Genomic DNA, 16,007 nt, shown 5'->3' on the forward strand with positions numbered 1-16,007 from the left:
TAGTATAGGTTGTTCATTATGAGTAAAAACAGGTATGTTAGATAATCTAACATACTTTTGATGTTAACTTAGCTCACATGTATTGACAGCTTTCTTGCCGTGTTGTAACCTATTATTAACAAGTTAAAGGGGGGAGGCAATTTGGGAGATCACATTAGAAGAAACATGCCGTTGTTCCCAATAGGTATCGTAAAAAAACTTACTGAATTATCAGCAAGGCAAATACGCTATTACGAGGAACATGGATTAATTCATCCGGCACGTACAAGTGGTAATCAACGATTGTTTTCCTTTAATGACGTTGATAGGCTATTAGAAATTAAAGAGCTAATCGACACTGGTGTTAATATCTCTGGTATCAAGCAAGTTTTCATCATGAAACAACAAGTGAAACATGCAGTTCCAGATTTGCTTCAAACGAATAATCATAAAGTTCAAAAAGAATTAACCGATCAACAGCTAAGAAGCTATTTAAAAAGTGAATTAATGATGGCTGGAAGATTTGGGAAAGCTTCGTTAATTCAAGGAGAATTATCAAGATTTTTTCATTAAAAGCTACTGAGTAATCGAATAACAACAATCAATGAACGAGAAAAGAACTTAATTAAAGGACATTACCTTTTTTGTAAAACATCGTTTTTACTAAAAGTGGTTAGTATAAATATAAATGAACAATTTTAGGAGGAGAATGGATTATGGGAGCAAAGTATTCAAGAGAAGACATTATGAAATTGGCAAAAGAGGAGAATGTAAGATTTCTTCGCCTACAATTTACTGATTTACTAGGAATTATTAAAAACGTGGAAGTTCCAATTAGCCAGTTAACCAAAGTATTAGATAATATGATGATGTTTGATGGTTCATCTATCGAAGGTTTTGTACGTATTGAAGAATCGGATATGTACTTATTCCCTGATTTAGATACTTGGGTTGTATTCCCTTGGACGAGTGAAAAAGGGAAAGTTGCCCGCCTAATTTGTGATATCCACGATGCTTCAGGTGTACCATTTGCAGGTGACCCACGTGGCGTTTTAAAGCGAGTTTTAGCTGAAGCAAAAGAAATGGGCTTTACTTCGTTTAACATCGGACCTGAGCCTGAGTTTTTCTTATTCAAAGTTGATGAAAAAGGCGAACCTACGTTGGAATTAAACGATAAAGGTGGATACTTTGACCTTGCACCTACAGACCTAGGCGAAAACTGCCGACGTGATATCGTTCTAGAACTTGAGGATATGGGCTTTGAAATTGAAGCTTCGCACCATGAAGTAGCACCAGGACAACACGAAATTGATTTCAAATACGCTGACGCGGTAACGACATGTGATAACATCCAAACATTTAAGTTAGTTGTTAAAACAATTGCAAGAAAACACGGCTTACACGCAACATTCATGCCGAAACCTTTATTTGGAGTTAATGGATCAGGGATGCACTGTAACATGTCCTTATTTAAAGGTAATGAAAATGTCTTTTATGATGCATCAACAGAAACTGGTTTAAGCGAAACAGCGATGCAATTCTTAGCAGGTATCATTGAGCATGCAGAAGCATTTACAGCTATTACAAACCCAACTGTTAATTCATATAAGCGTTTAGTGCCTGGTTATGAAGCACCTTGCTATGTTGCATGGTCAATGCGTAATCGTAGTCCGCTAATTCGTATTCCGGCATCTCGTGGCTTAAGTACTCGTATTGAAGTACGTAGCCCAGACCCTGCAGCAAATCCTTACCTAGCAATGGCTGCTATGCTTGCAGCGGGTCTTGACGGAATTAAAAATAAAATGACACCACCTCCATCAACAGACCGTAACATCTATGTGATGAACAAAGAAGAGCGTATGGAAGCAGGTATTAATGATCTTCCAGCAACTCTTAAAGAAGCACTTGAGAAGTTAAGAGCTGATGAAATTATTACAAGCGCTCTTGGAGAGCATGCTTTAGAACACTTCTGTGAAGCTAAGGAAATTGAATGGGATATGTTCAGAACCCAAGTTCATCCATGGGAACGCGAGCAATATATGTCAAACTACTAAGAGTATCAAATGAAAATATAGAATACCCCTCAATGTCCAAATGGCGTTGAGGGGTATTTTTTAGTGCTTGACGATGCACATTTCTGACCGTTTAAGAATGTACAAAATTACTCATCATCTTTTTCAAGTAGTTTATAATTCTGTATGAAGAACGACTATACTAACGACTGTTGAATGGTGTAAACGAATGTGGTTGAAGTTCAGAGAGGATTAGGCTGATCAATAGAAAAGCATTCCGAACCTAAAGCAAGTTCGGACGGGAGCAAGCTGAAAAAAGAAAAGCATTCCGAACTTAGGTCAAGTTCGGAAAGGATCATGCAGCCTTATATCCTTCTTTTGAACTCATAAGTTAATTGACCGCTGAGAGAATCAAAAAAAGAACCAATCAGAATTGGTTCTTTTCATTTACTCACATTCTAATGTACCGAGCGGAACACACCGATAACTTTTCCTAGAATTGAGCAGTTTTGTAGAATAATAGGCTCCATTGTTGAGTTTTCGGGCTGGAGTCTAATAAAATCCTTCTCCTTAAAGAAGCGTTTCACAGTTGCTTCGTCTTCCTCAGTCATTGCTACAACGATATCACCGTTATTAGCCGTTTGTTGTTGTCTAACAATAACCATATCTCTATCGAAAATTCCTGCCTCAATCATACTATCCCCTTGAATAATAAGGACAAATACTTTATCGTCACCAACAAATTTCTCCGGAAGGGGCAAGTAATCTTCTACATTCTCAAAAGCGGTAATTGGTTCTCCGGCAGTAACCTTACCAATAATAGGCACGTAGGTCGTATTAGGTGTGATTTGTTCAAATTCTCCGCCATTTAAATCTAGTACTTCAATGGCTCTAGGTTTAGTTGGGTCTCTACGAATAAATCCTTTTTTCTCTAGGCGGGATAAATGTCCGTGAACAGTTGAACTAGAAGCCAAACCTACTGCTTCACCAATTTCACGAACGGAAGGTGGATATCCTTTTTTACGAACTTCGTCTTTGATATAATCTAATATTTCTTGCTGCCGTTTCGATACCTTGTTCATTATGTAGCACCCCATTTTTTCTTTATCTTACCATAAATTATAAGGTAAACTGATCAAAAATGCAAACATAAGTTCTAAATAATTCTTGACTAGAACGAGTGTTCTGTTTATTATAAAGGAGAACAAATATTCCTATGTGCGAAAGTGAGTGTTTTTAATGAATAGAAATAGAAATCATTCGATCCAGGGTATGAGCTATATCGTAGTGTTTATGTTGTTAATTGCCTACTTGTTAATGTCGGTTCATGTTTCTGCGCAACCGAAATTTGACCATATACTAGAAGTTGAAGTCAATGTTGGAGATACACTCTGGTCTATCTCGAGTCAATATTCTGATAGAATGACAGTGCCAGCTTATATATCCTTAGTAAAAGCGGAAAACAATCTTAAAGACCATAACATTTATCCAGGGCAAGTCCTCCTATTACCACAGATAGAAAATAAGGAGGTTTCAACTGCACATGAACATGAAAGCAATTATTTATTGTCGAGTAAGCACTGATAAGGAAGCACAGCATTCCTCTATCTTGAGGCAAAAAGAAGAATTAGTTATGTTAGCAAAGAAAAATGATCTGGAAATATACAAAATAATTGAGGAAAAAGCTAGTGGGTATGAGATTGAGAGAGAAGGAATTTTTGAACTTTTAGATGATTTTAAAGAGAAAAGGGCAGATGTTTTATTGATCCAAGATGATACCCGGTTAGGAAGAGGAAATACGAAAATTGCTCTTGTGCATCAATTATTGAAAAATGAAGTGCAAATTCAAACAATAAATGATTCTGGAGAGTTAAAACTCTCAGAAACTGACACGCTAGTACTTAATATTGTTAGTATTGTTGAAGAATACCAACGGAAATTACATAATTTAAAAATAAAGCGAGGCATAAATAAAGCGATTGAGAATGGTTTTAATCCTCGCAAGAATTTAGGGAATACTAACTTAGGAGGCCGGACTAAAAAAGAGGTGCCGATCGAAGAAATTGTACGATTAAAAAGCATGAAATTAACCTTCCGAGAAATTGCAGCAACCTTAAGAGGATTTGGCTATGATGTTTCTAAGGCAACCGTCCACCGTCGTTACCAAGAATACCTTCAAGACAATCTGGATACGGTTGAAACTACATCTCTGAAAAATTAGTATTGTGTATACCTGAAAGTCATAATCAGGAGAACTTAGGAACAAACTAGTAAAAAGTTGAAAAGGTTTGAGCCTTGATGTACATTTTACAATAGGTCTAATCAACTTTTGGAGGTTAAGTTAATGTTATCTAGTGAAAAAATAAAACGTATTAATGAACTTGCAAAGAAGGCAAAACAAACAAGTCTTACAAACGAAGAAAGTAAAGAACAACAGCAATTACGTCAAGAATACATTCAGACGTTTCGCTCCTCTTTTGATAATCAACTACATTCAATTAAAGTGGTAGATGAAAAAGGAGAAGATGTCACGCCTGAGAAGTTGAAGGCGAGTAAGGAAAGTGTTAGAAGTAATTTAAAGCACTAATGTCTGCAAGTTTCGTCAAATCTTCATGATTTTTACCAGAGATTTCCTTGTTAAATTGGGAAAGAAGGTATATGATGAAAAACGAAGAAAAATGTAAAATGAGAATGGAAGGATGATCTTATATGTCAGTAAACGTTGACGAATTAGCAATTAATACGATACGGACTTTATCGATCGATAGTATTGAGAAAGCGAATTCTGGACACCCAGGAATGCCTATGGGAGCTGCTCCAATGGCATACGCACTTTTTGCAAAGTATATGAACCATAATCCGAATAATCCTAATTGGTTTAATAGGGACCGTTTTGTATTATCAGCGGGACATGGTTCGATGCTGTTATATAGCTTGCTACACCTTTCTGGTTATGACCTTTCTTTAGAAGACTTACAAAGCTTCCGTCAGTGGGGAAGTAAAACTCCAGGTCATCCAGAATTTGGACATACTCCAGGAGTAGACGCAACAACAGGCCCGCTAGGACAAGGTGTTGCCATGGCCGTTGGATTTGCAATGGCGGAGAGACATCTAGCTGCTAAATATAATAAAGATGGTCTACAAGTTGTTGATCATTATACATACTCGATTTGCGGTGACGGAGATTTAATGGAGGGTGTATCTGCTGAGGCAGCATCACTTGCAGGTCATTTAAAGTTGGGTCGATTAGTCGTTTTATATGATTCAAATGACATTTCTTTAGACGGTGAACTAAATCGTTCATTTAGTGAAAGTGTTGAAGATCGTTTTAAAGCGTACGGTTGGCAGGTAATTCGTGTAGAACAAGGAAATGATATTGCTGAGATCAATAAAGCGATTGAGCAAGCTAAACAAGACGAGCGTCCAACGTTAATTGAAGTGAAAACAACTATTGGTTATGGTTCGCCAAATAAAGCAGGCAAATCAGCTTCACATGGTGCTCCGCTAGGAAAAGATGAAATTAAATTAACGAAAGAAGCTTATAAATGGACATATGAGCAAGAGTTCCACATTCCTGAGGAAGTTACTGAAGTTTTTGCAGCTACTAAAGAAGCAGGAATTGCGAAAGAAGCAGAGTGGAATGAGTTGATGAAGAAATATGAGGAACAGTATCCTGAACTTGCAAGCGAATTAAAACTTGCAATCAACGGGGATCTTCCAGAAGGTTGGGACCAAAATCTACCTAGCTATGAAGGTGGCAAAGATAATGTGGCGACAAGATCTTCTTCTGGAGAAGTATTAAACGCCTTAGCGAAAAACGTATCGCAAATCTTTGGTGGGTCTGCAGACTTAGCTTCTTCAAACAAAACAATGTTAAGTGGTGCAGGTGATTTCACAAGGGATAGTTATGAAGGCCGAAATGTATGGTTTGGTGTTAGAGAATTTGCAATGGGAGCAGCTTTAAATGGAATGACACTTCACGGTGGTGTAAAAGCCTTTGGCGCAACTTTCTTTGTCTTCTCTGATTATTTACGAGCAGCTATTCGTTTATCAGCTTTAATGAAATTACCAGTAACGTATGTGTTTACACATGATAGCATCGCAGTGGGTGAAGATGGACCAACTCACGAACCTGTAGAGCAGTTGGCATCGCTTCGTGCTATGCCAGGTATTTCTGTGATCAGACCTGGTGATAGTAATGAGACGGTTGCAGCTTGGAAGCTTGCTTTAGAAAGCAAAGACGAGCCGACTGTACTTGTATTATCGCGACAAAATTTAATGACTCAACCATCAACACAAGAACTAGCATATGAAGGTGTAAAAAAAGGTGCTTATGTTATCTCGCCAGCAAACGGAGATACTCAAGGTATCTTGCTTGCTTCAGGTTCTGAGGTGCAATTAGCTGTTGAGGCGCAAAAACAACTCGAAGCTGAAGGGATCTTTGTTTCAGTAGTAAGTATGCCAAGCTGGGATCGCTTTGAAAAGCAGTCGAAAGAATACAAAAATTCTGTGATTCCTCAAGATATTAGAGCGCGTGTTGCAATTGAAATGGGCTCATCTATCGGTTGGCATAAATATACTGGGGACATGGGTGAGGTTATCGCTATCGATCAGTTTGGTGCATCGGCTCCAGGTGAGAAAATAATGGAAGAGTACGGATTTACAGTAGAAAACGTTATTGCAAAATTAAAAGCTACTCTAGAACTTTAATTAAATTTACGAGGCTGACCTATAGGAGTGTCAGCCTCGTAGTATTTTTTGCCTCAGACACACTAATCATCATGATCTGACAAAAGTAGTGTAGTATTTCTCCGTTATTTGACAATCATTTCTTTGGACATGCTTTATAGTTAGATTAGTTATTGATCTATAAGCTAGTGCAAAAGGAAAAAATTTCCTTGTATAAAGAAATGTGTGAATGGGGGAATAATAAATGAGGCACTATTACATCTATTTATTAAAGCCTGAAATTGCTATGAATTATTTTGGTAAAGAGTGGTTGATTTTTCAACTTTTTGTTGAAGGGGAAACTGAAAAACAAGAACTCAGAGCCATCGTCCAAAAACAAATTGAGTATATAAGTGGAACTATTCCTACATTACAAATCAAAAAAGGTTTAGAGAAAGCGTTGCGGACTCGTAATGACTTTTATGTGATAAGTGATCATTATTACCTCGATAACAAAGCTCTAGACAGCAAGGCTGTCTTGAAAGATCATGGGAGTATGCTAACGATCTCTGCAAGTGGTTCCTACCAAGCCGAAACAATCTTTTTTGAAGTGTTAAGGCAAATAAACCCTGCTTTTTTTGCAATGGATTTCGAAAATCGTAACTATGGCTGGTTAAATCCAGTAAAACAAGTTAATTATATTTAATACTTTTATTCAATAATTTATTAGGTTATAATGAATTGGATGCAAATGCATGGCTGCCTATCGATAGGCACAACTAGAAGGAGGATATAGAGAATGTGGATTAATATTTTAATCGGCGTATTATCATTAATTGCCGGTGTTGCGATTGGCTTTTTTATTGCCCGCAAAACAATGATGAACTATCTTAAGAAAAACCCACCTATTAACGAAAAGATGTTGCGCGTAATGATGATGCAAATGGGTATGAACCCATCACAGAAAAAAATTACGCAAATGATGAAAGCAATGAACAACCAAATGAAGTAATAAAGGACAAGCACTCCATTTTGGAGTGTTTTTTCATATTGCCAACTATAGGTCGTTGCCAAGCTTGTGCCCTTACCACACTTTGCCGGAAGCTTTAGAGAATAAATCGTCGAAAAAAGAGGTTATCGGTAGGATCATATAGAAGTTCGGTGGTGTTGAATATTGATTATTGCATTTAATTGCTATATCGCCAAAATACCATTATTGTTATAATTAAATAGGTTATTTCCTAAAGAGGGTGAATTATAAATTGATTGATGAACAGTTTCATATACCAAAAGTATCGATTAATCAGTGGAATGCAGAAAAATATTTAACGATTGATGTTCGCTCACCTCTAGAGTTTGAAGAATCCTCCTTACCTAATGCAGTTAATGTACCGATCTTTAATAATGAAGAACGAGTAAAGGTAGGAACAGCCTATAAGCAACTTGGAAAAGCTGTAGCAATTAAATTAGGGTTAGCGATTTACTCAAAAAAAATCACGGAGATTTTCGATACGATCTTAAAACTAAAAGAACAGCATCCCAATGAAAAGGTAGTGATCGTTTGTGCTAGAGGCGGTATGAGAAGTAGCACGATTGCCTCGACATTAAATATGCTGGGAATGCATTGTTACCAATTAGACGGCGGGTTTCGTTCTTACCGGAAATTAATTATGGACAAGCTGGAAAACTATTCAGCTTTTATAAAAAGATTTTTTATTGTTTCAGGAAATACAGGTACAAGAAAAACCGTTGTGTTACAGCGCTTGAAACAAGAGGGGTATCCTATTATTGATCTAGAGGGTTTAGCTGCACATCGTGGTTCGGCTTTTGGTGGAATTGGCTTGAAAGCGAGAACACAAAAGCAGTTTGATGCACTACTTGTTGAGGAATTAGAAATCCATCAAAATTCCCCTTATATTATTATTGAATCCGAGAGTAAAAGAATAGGAAATATTATCGTACCAGATTTTATTATTCATGGGAAAAAAGCTGGTATTAACATCGAATTGCTACATCCGCTAGAACAAAGAGTTCAGCATTTGATTGAGACGTATCAGCCAAATAAGTATGGTCAGGAAGTGTTCGAAGCATTTCTGGCTATCAAGAAACGAATGCAAGTGGATATTGCTAATGAAATTGAAGTTTTATTAAAGACTCAACAATACGAACGAGCATTTGAAATGCTACTTACAACTTATTATGATCCGCAATATAATCACGCATCTCTCCATTATCATCAAATAAATCACCAGATACAGTTTACTGATGTAAATGAAGCTGTTGAAGGTGTAAAAAATGTCATAGCAAAATATGAATATCAATTTAGTACATGTGAAGGAATGGCATAACAACCATTCTACTTTTTTGTTTAAAGAGGTATTTGTTAAGACTAGTTATTTGACAGTTTGAGTTATAGTCAAGTATTTGCTATGAGCGTTAAAGCAACAATCAAAAAAAACGAACGATGAAGAAATTTCGTTGCTGGAAGTTTTTACTTCTAACAACTTCGTTTGTCTGATAAAATTAACTTTGCTTATGTTTGAAAAATAAAGAGAACTTGAGGAGAAAAATATGAAGGTTTTTATAGACTTAATGTGGTTCTTTAAGGAAGAGAAAAAGAAATACTTGTCTGGAATTCTTTTACTGGCGTTTGTCTCAATCTTGTCATTAATCCCGCCTTATATTGTTGGTGTTATCGTCGATCATATTGAGGGTAAGTCGCTTACTATGTCGATTTTATATTTATGGGGCGGTGTATTAATCGGGGTGGCTGTAGCTGTTTATGTGTTTCGCTATTTATGGCGGATCATGATTTTCGGAGCGTCAATTCGGCTGGCACGAAAATTACGAAACCAACTTTACGAACATTTTACAAAAATGTCTCCTAGATTTTATCATTCAAGACGAACTGGGGACCTTATGGCTCATTCTACAAACGATATTCGTGCGGTTGAACAAACGGCAGGTATTGGTATTTTAACTCTGGTTGATTCCCTGTTAATGGGTGGCTTTGTTATTATTACGATGGCGACGACGATTAGCTGGAAATTAACATTAATTGCTCTTATTCCAATGCCTTTTATGGCTCTTGCAACTAGTTATTATGGATCATTACTTCATGACCGATTTGGTAAAGCGCAAGCTGCGTTCTCTAGTTTAAATGATAAAGTTCAAGAAAGTATGTCTGGCATCAGAGTGATCAAGACATTCGGTTACGAAAAAGATGATGTAGAATCTTTTCGCTCAAAATCTGAAGATGTCGTTCAAAAAAACATCTCCGTAGCCAGGGTTGATGCTCTTTTTGATCCGACAATTTCACTTATTGTTTCGATCTCCTACTTCTTAGCGATCTTTTTTGGTGCTAGATATGTTGTTTCGGGTGAACTGACTATTGGTGAATTAACTAGTTTTACAATTTATTTAGGGTTGCTCATTTGGCCAATGCTAGCGTTTGGATGGTTATTTAACATTGTAGAAAGAGGACGTGCTTCTTACAACCGCGTTTCATCTTTACTAAAGGTTCAAGCCGAGATTACTAATCTTGAAAATGCAGCGACAGAGCAACCGACAGGCGATATAAACTATCAAATTGATCAGTTTTCATACACCGATGAGGAAGTAGTGTTAAAGGATATCAATTTTACCCTAAGAAAAGGTGAAACTTTAGGGGTGGTTGGTCGAACTGGTAGTGGAAAAACAACGTTAATGAAGCTATTTATGCGACAGTTTGATATCACTGATGGCGCCATTTATTTTTCTGATCGACCAATTAAAGAATACTCCATAGATGCGCTACGGAAGTCAATTGGGTATGTACCACAAGATCACTTTTTATTTTCAGCGACAATAGCTGATAATATTGCCTTTGCAAAACCAAATGCGACAATGTCAGAAATTATTGCAGCTGCAAAACTTGCTTCCATTCATGAGGACATCGTTCAATTACCTGAAGGGTATGAAACGATTGTGGGTGAACGTGGCGTTACCTTATCCGGTGGTCAAAAACAACGGATTTCGATCGCTAGGGCACTAATTGCCAACCCTGAGGTACTTATTTTAGATGATAGTTTATCAGCTGTTGATGCTAAAACTGAAGAAGCTATTTTAGATGCATTACGCGAAGTACGTCAAGAGAAAACAACGATGATCACTGCGCACCGCTTAAGTGCTATTAAACATGCAGATCTAATTATTGTCTTAGATGCAGGGGAAATTATTCAAAATGGTACGCATGAAGAGTTAATGGCGCAGGATGGTTGGTATAAAGAAATGTATGAAAAGCAAAAGCTGGAATCACTTGTAGAACAAGGAGGCTCAAAAGATGAGTGAGAAAAGTAAAGAAACTTTATTGTTTGAGCCGATGAACCAAAAAATAGTTTTTAAACGACTGTTAGGTTATACAAAGCCTCATCTCCGTTGGTTAACAATTGCTTTTGTGTTATTACTTCTGGGTACTGGGGCTCAAATTATTGGTCCTATTCTTGTCAAGATCTTTATTGACGATTATTTAACACCAAGAGTATTTGATTTTCAACCATTGTTCTGGTTAGGCGCAGGGTATCTAGGGTTACACTTTGCAAGTGTTGCAATTACCTATGTCCAGCTATTTTTGTTTCAAAAGATTGCCTTACAAATTATTCAACAATTGCGGATCGACGTGTTTGCCAAAGTCCAAGAATTAGGTTTAGCGTTTTTTGATAAGTTTCCAACAGGGGGCCTTGTTTCGCGTATTACCAATGATACGGAGACGATTAAAGACCTATATGTGAGTGTCCTTTCAAATTACGTTCAAAATTTAATGTTTTTAATTGGTGTCTTTGTTGCGATGTTTTATTTAAATGTTCGACTTGCTCTTTTTTGTTTGTTTATTCTGCCAATTTTACTTATTCTAATGCAAACATACCGCCGCTTTAGTTCTAAGTTTTATGCGGAAATGAGTGAGAAATTAAGTCAACTAAACGCAAAAATTAATGAGTCAATTCAAGGAATGACTGTAGTTCAAATTTTTCGTCAAGAAAAACGTCTAAGGAAAGAGTTTGAAACAATTAACGATGAACATCAAAGAGCTTGGTTAAAGAGTATTAAGCTTGATGGATTATTGTTAAGACCAGCGGTTGATTTTGTGTCGATTATGGCTTTAATTTTAGTTCTTAGTTATTTTGGTATTACTTCATTTAATAGTCCTGTTGAAATTGGTGTGTTGTATGCGTTTATTAACTATTTAGATCGTTTCTTTGAACCTGTTAATCAAATGATGATGCGGTTATCGATTTTTCAACAAGCACTCGTATCGGCAAGTCGTGTTTTCCGCCTGCTTGACCATGATGAGATTGCTCCAAAGAAAACTGGAGAAGGAAATCCTTTGATTGAAAAAGGGGAAGTTGAGTTTCGTAACGTAAGCTTTTCTTATGATGGGAAACATCAAGTTCTGAAAAATATTTCTTTTACCGCTAAAAAAGGTGAGACAGTGGCACTTGTCGGTCATACAGGCAGTGGGAAAAGTTCGATTATTAATTTATTGATGCGTTTTTACCCAGGGGTTCAAGGTGATATTTTACTAGATGGCGTTTCAATAGAGAACTATGCGAATGAAGAACTTCGAAGAAAAATGGGACTGGTGCTTCAAGATCCATTTTTGTTCGTTGGTACAGTTGAGGAAAACATTAAATTTTATAATCATGAATTAACCAAAGCAGATATTGTTGCGGCTGCGCAATTTGTTCATGCACACCCCTTTATTGAAAATCTCCCTGGGGGGTATGACGCCAAAATTGGTGAACGTGGTTCTACTCTTTCAAGTGGTCAAAGGCAGTTGCTTTCTTTTGCTCGTACAATTGCCTTAAATCCAAGTATTCTTGTTTAGATGAAGCGACAGCAAATGTTGACACCGAAACAGAAGGAGAAATTCAAAAGCATTAGAAAAAATGCGCCAAGGTAGAACAACAATTGCGATCGCACACCGCCTCTCAACGATACAGGATGCCGACCAAATTTTGGTGTTGCATCAAGGTGAAATTGTTGAACGGGGAACGCATCAGGAGCTAATTCAGCAAGGTGGGCTATACCACAAAATGTACTTGCTGCAGCAGGGTGATCCAGAAGAAATTGAATCTGTAACAACTTCTGAATTGGCTTAAGGAAAATATTAATTGTGAATAATTTGAGAAACTAACACAGTAGGATAAAAAATCTGCTGTGTTTTTTATTGACAAAAATACTATGTGGGGGTATGGTATATGTAGAGGTGATGACATGGAAAAAGAAATTTTAAATATTCCCCTTCATCCTGAGAAGAGTCCTGCTGTCAGGCGCCGAGAGGAAGAAAAACAGCAACTTGTAAATCGATTGAAACGTGTCGAGGGACAAGTTAGAGGAATCCAACGTATGATTGAGGAAGATCGCTATTGTGTCGATGTCTTGGTTCAAGTATCAGCAGTTTCAGCAGCGTTAAAGAAAGTTGGGTATACCCTTTTAGAGCACCATACAAGAGGTTGTGTTAGTCAAGCCGTTGCAGATGGTGAGGGAGATGAAGCAATCGAAGAATTGATGAAGGTTATCCAGCAATTTTCGAAATCATAAAAAAGTCAGGTGATATATATGGGTGAGAAGAACGTTCAATTAAACATCGGGGGTATGACTTGTGCTGCTTGTTCTTCCCGAATTGAAAGAGTTCTAAATAAACAGGAAAGTGTAACTGCCACTGTTAATTTAGCGATGGAAAAAGCTGCAATTAGCTTTGATCCAGCTCAAACTTCCATAAAGGAAATTGAGGAAAAAATTGAAAAGCTTGGCTTTGAGGTCCAAAAGTCAAAGGTCGATCTAGATATTAAAGGAATGACCTGTGCGGCTTGTTCAGCTAGAATTGAAAAGGTCGTTAATAAACTTGAAGGTGTTCAGCAAGCGACTGTGAATTTGCCACTTGAACGTGCAACAATTGAATACGTGGAGGGGGTAACTACAGAGGATGAGATCATACAGCGCATCGAAAAGATCGGCTTTAAAGCTTCAGTTCGTAAAGAAGAAAGAGCGGAAGTTTCAAAGGACAAAGAAGTAGCACGACAGAAACGAATGTTTATCATTGCGTTAATATTCTCTGTACCGTTATTTATAACAATGATTGATCATTTCTATCCAGAAAAAATGATCTTACCTCATTGGTTTATGAATGGGTATTTGCAATGGGCATTAGCTACTCCTGTTCAATTTTATGCGGGGCTTCAGTTTTATAAGGGGGCCTATAAATCACTTCGTGGTGGAAGTGCGAACATGGACGTATTAGTTGCCATGGGGACATCCGCTGCCTATTTTTACTCAGTTTGGCTAGTACTCCAAGGAGATGTATATCTCTTTTTTGAAACGAGTGCAGTTATTATTACATTAATCCTACTAGGAAAATTATTAGAAGCTAGAGCAAAAGGACGTACGTCTGAAGCGATTAAAAAGTTAATGGGTCTTCAAGCAAAAAAAGCTACAATTATCCGTGATGGGATCGAAAAAGAAATTGCGATCGAAGATGTTCGTATGGGAGATATCGTGCTTGTTAAACCAGGTGAAAAAATTCCGGTTGATGGGATTGTCGTCGAAGGGCATACAAGTATTGATGAATCGATGTTAACTGGTGAAAGTATCCCTGTAGATAAAAGTATTGATGATGAAGTAATTGGAGCTACAATTAATAAGCATGGTTCGTTTAAATTCAAGGCAACGAAGGTTGGTAGAGAAACGACCTTGGCGCAAATTATTAAGGTTGTTGAAGAGGCCCAAGGTTCGAAAGCGCCAATTCAACGATTAGCAGATATTATTTCAGGTTATTTCGTGCCGGTGGCTGTTTTAATCGCAGTTCTATCATTTGTTACATGGTACTTTATCCTAGGGGCAAGTTTCCAAGAGGCGTTGATTAACTTTACTGCAGTACTTGTCATTGCTTGTCCGTGTGCTTTAGGGCTTGCAACACCTACTTCCATAATGGTTGGTACTGGACGTGGGGCTGAAAACGGCATCCTTTATAAAGGTGGAGAGCATCTAGAACGTGCTCATAAAACCGATACTGTTGTTTTAGATAAAACAGGGACAATTACCAAAGGTGAGCCTGAACTAACTGATGTTGTTTCTGTAAACGGCTGGGATCAGGAAGAACTACTAAAGCTCGCAGCATCAATTGAAAAAGGCTCTGAGCATCCACTTGGGCAAGCCATTGTGAAGGCTGCAAAAGAAAAAGCAATAGAGCTAAATAGTGTGGAACATTTTGAAGCAATTCCAGGTCATGGCCTAAAAGCCGTTTACGAAGGGAAAGAAGTATTTATTGGTACACGAAAATTACTTCGTGAAAATAAGATTGATTTTCAAACGTTTGAAACTGAGATGACTCGCTTAGAAACAGAAGGAAAAACGGCAATGCTCATAAGTGTAAATGATCAGTTAGCCGGTGTGATTGCTGTGGCTGACCAAGTGAAGGATAGCTCGAAAGAAGCAGTTCATCAATTAAAGAAAATGGGCTATACAGTGATCATGCTTACAGGTGATAACGAGCGAACAGCAAAAGCGATTGCTAAGCAAGTTGATATTGATCATGTATTCTCAGAAGTATTACCAGATCAAAAAGCGTTTAAAATAAAAGAATTAAAAGATCAAGGCAAAAAAGTAATTATGGTAGGGGACGGCATTAATGATGCCCCAGCTTTAGCCCTTGCTGATATTGGAATGGCGATCGGTACTGGTACAGATGTTGCCATGGAAGCCGCTGATATCACATTAATGCGTGGAGATTTACGCTCAATTCCAGAGGCAATCAAGTTAAGTCGAGCAACAATGCGGAATATTAAGCAAAACCTTTTCTGGGCATTTGTATATAATTCCATTGGTATTCCAATTGCGGCTGCTGGATTATTGGCACCTTGGATTGCCGGCGCAGCAATGGCATTTAGTTCAGTTTCAGTTGTTAGTAACTCTTTACGCTTAAAACGCGTAAAAATTAAATAAAATATATGAGTAGGGAGTTGTTTTAAATGGTAGAAGTAACAATTTCAGTTGAAGGTATGAGTTGCGGTCATTGTAAAGCTGCAGTAGAAGGAGCTTTATCAAAAATAGATGGCGTAGCAAGTGCGGAAGTAAATCTAGCCGCGAAAAATGTAACAGTACAATTTGATAGTGCAAAAGTTAGCGAAGCAACGCTTAAAAATGAAATTGAAGAAGCAGGCTATGACGTGGTTTAATTGTAAATAATAGTTGAGAAGGAGGTGGGAACACCTCTTTCTTTTTCGTATCTATAATTACCCCCTACCCTACTCTATAAATTAGTTCCTGCATACAACAAGTCATTCAGGGATAGATTTGAAAGGCGGTTTCAAA

14 protein-coding genes and 1 pseudogene are annotated in these 16,007 nt (G+C 37.5%); 14 read left to right on the forward strand and 1 reads right to left on the reverse strand.

What is annotated here, in order from left to right:
• Positions 1-141: 141 nt before the first annotated feature.
• Positions 142-552 carry a MerR family transcriptional regulator gene (locus H1D32_RS21070; RefSeq protein ID WP_314733474.1) on the forward strand — a complete coding sequence of 137 codons (411 nt, stop codon included), beginning with the start codon at positions 142-144 and terminating at the stop codon, positions 550-552.
• A gap of 143 nt (positions 553-695) precedes the next feature.
• Positions 696-2,033 carry a type I glutamate--ammonia ligase gene (glnA, locus tag H1D32_RS21075; protein WP_261180165.1) on the forward strand — a complete coding sequence of 446 codons (1,338 nt, stop codon included), beginning with the start codon at positions 696-698 and terminating at the stop codon, positions 2,031-2,033.
• Between the two features lie 416 nt (positions 2,034-2,449).
• Here the strand turns inward: glnA and lexA are convergent, their stop codons facing one another.
• Complete coding sequence (gene lexA, locus H1D32_RS21080) at positions 2,450-3,073, reverse strand: transcriptional repressor LexA (RefSeq protein ID WP_261180166.1); 624 nt, start codon at positions 3,071-3,073, stop codon at positions 2,450-2,452.
• 157 nt (positions 3,074-3,230) lie between these two features.
• On the opposite strand from lexA, the gene yneA reads away from it, so the two are divergent.
• The 12 genes and pseudogenes from yneA to copZ all read left to right on the forward strand — a co-directional run bounded on the left by yneA (position 3,231) and on the right by copZ (position 15,871).
• Positions 3,231-3,575, forward strand: a complete 345-nt coding sequence (gene yneA, locus H1D32_RS21085; RefSeq protein WP_261180167.1) for a cell division suppressor protein YneA — start codon at positions 3,231-3,233, stop codon at positions 3,573-3,575.
• Positions 3,541-4,212, forward strand: coding sequence for a YneB family resolvase-like protein (locus tag H1D32_RS21090; protein ID WP_261180256.1), 672 nt, complete (start codon positions 3,541-3,543; stop codon positions 4,210-4,212). The genes yneA and H1D32_RS21090 overlap by 35 nt, the downstream gene beginning before the upstream one ends.
• Before the next feature lie 123 nt (positions 4,213-4,335).
• Positions 4,336-4,578 carry a DUF896 domain-containing protein gene (locus tag H1D32_RS21095; protein ID WP_261180168.1) on the forward strand — a complete coding sequence of 81 codons (243 nt, stop codon included), beginning with the start codon at positions 4,336-4,338 and terminating at the stop codon, positions 4,576-4,578.
• 122 nt (positions 4,579-4,700) lie between these two features.
• A complete protein-coding gene (gene tkt / locus H1D32_RS21100; protein ID WP_261180169.1) occupies positions 4,701-6,701 on the forward strand; it encodes a transketolase in 2,001 nt (666 codons plus the stop codon).
• 223 nt (positions 6,702-6,924) lie between these two features.
• The gene (gene sirA, locus H1D32_RS21105; protein ID WP_261180170.1) at positions 6,925-7,365 is read left to right on the forward strand and encodes a sporulation inhibitor of replication protein SirA; all 441 of its coding nucleotides are present in this window, start codon (positions 6,925-6,927) and stop codon (positions 7,363-7,365) included.
• Positions 7,366-7,458: 93 nt separating this feature from the next.
• On the forward strand, positions 7,459-7,671 hold the full coding sequence (locus tag H1D32_RS21110) for a YneF family protein (protein WP_129079276.1): 213 nt from the start codon (positions 7,459-7,461) through the stop codon (positions 7,669-7,671).
• Between the two features lie 250 nt (positions 7,672-7,921).
• Positions 7,922-9,007, forward strand: coding sequence for a tRNA 2-selenouridine(34) synthase MnmH (gene mnmH, locus H1D32_RS21115; RefSeq protein WP_261180171.1), 1,086 nt, complete (start codon positions 7,922-7,924; stop codon positions 9,005-9,007).
• A gap of 223 nt (positions 9,008-9,230) precedes the next feature.
• Positions 9,231-10,988 carry an ABC transporter transmembrane domain-containing protein gene (locus H1D32_RS21120; RefSeq protein ID WP_261180172.1) on the forward strand — a complete coding sequence of 586 codons (1,758 nt, stop codon included), beginning with the start codon at positions 9,231-9,233 and terminating at the stop codon, positions 10,986-10,988.
• Positions 10,981-12,796: pseudogene (locus H1D32_RS21125) on the forward strand (ABC transporter ATP-binding protein). Before H1D32_RS21120 ends, H1D32_RS21125 begins: the two are co-directional and overlap by 8 nt.
• A 115-nt stretch (positions 12,797-12,911) precedes the next feature.
• A complete protein-coding gene (locus H1D32_RS21130) occupies positions 12,912-13,238 on the forward strand; it encodes a metal-sensing transcriptional repressor (protein ID WP_261180173.1) in 327 nt (108 codons plus the stop codon).
• Between the two features lie 18 nt (positions 13,239-13,256).
• Positions 13,257-15,638, forward strand: a complete 2,382-nt coding sequence (locus H1D32_RS21135; RefSeq protein ID WP_261180174.1) for a heavy metal translocating P-type ATPase — start codon at positions 13,257-13,259, stop codon at positions 15,636-15,638.
• 26 nt (positions 15,639-15,664) lie between these two features.
• Positions 15,665-15,871 (forward strand): copper chaperone CopZ, encoded by a 207-nt coding sequence (gene copZ / locus H1D32_RS21140; RefSeq protein ID WP_261180175.1) that lies wholly within the window; start codon positions 15,665-15,667, stop codon positions 15,869-15,871.
• Positions 15,872-16,007: the final 136 nt, after the last annotated feature.

Origin of the sequence: Anaerobacillus sp. CMMVII (genome assembly GCF_025377685.1) — a bacterium.
Taxonomy (GTDB): Bacteria; Bacillota; Bacilli; order Bacillales; family Anaerobacillaceae; genus Anaerobacillus.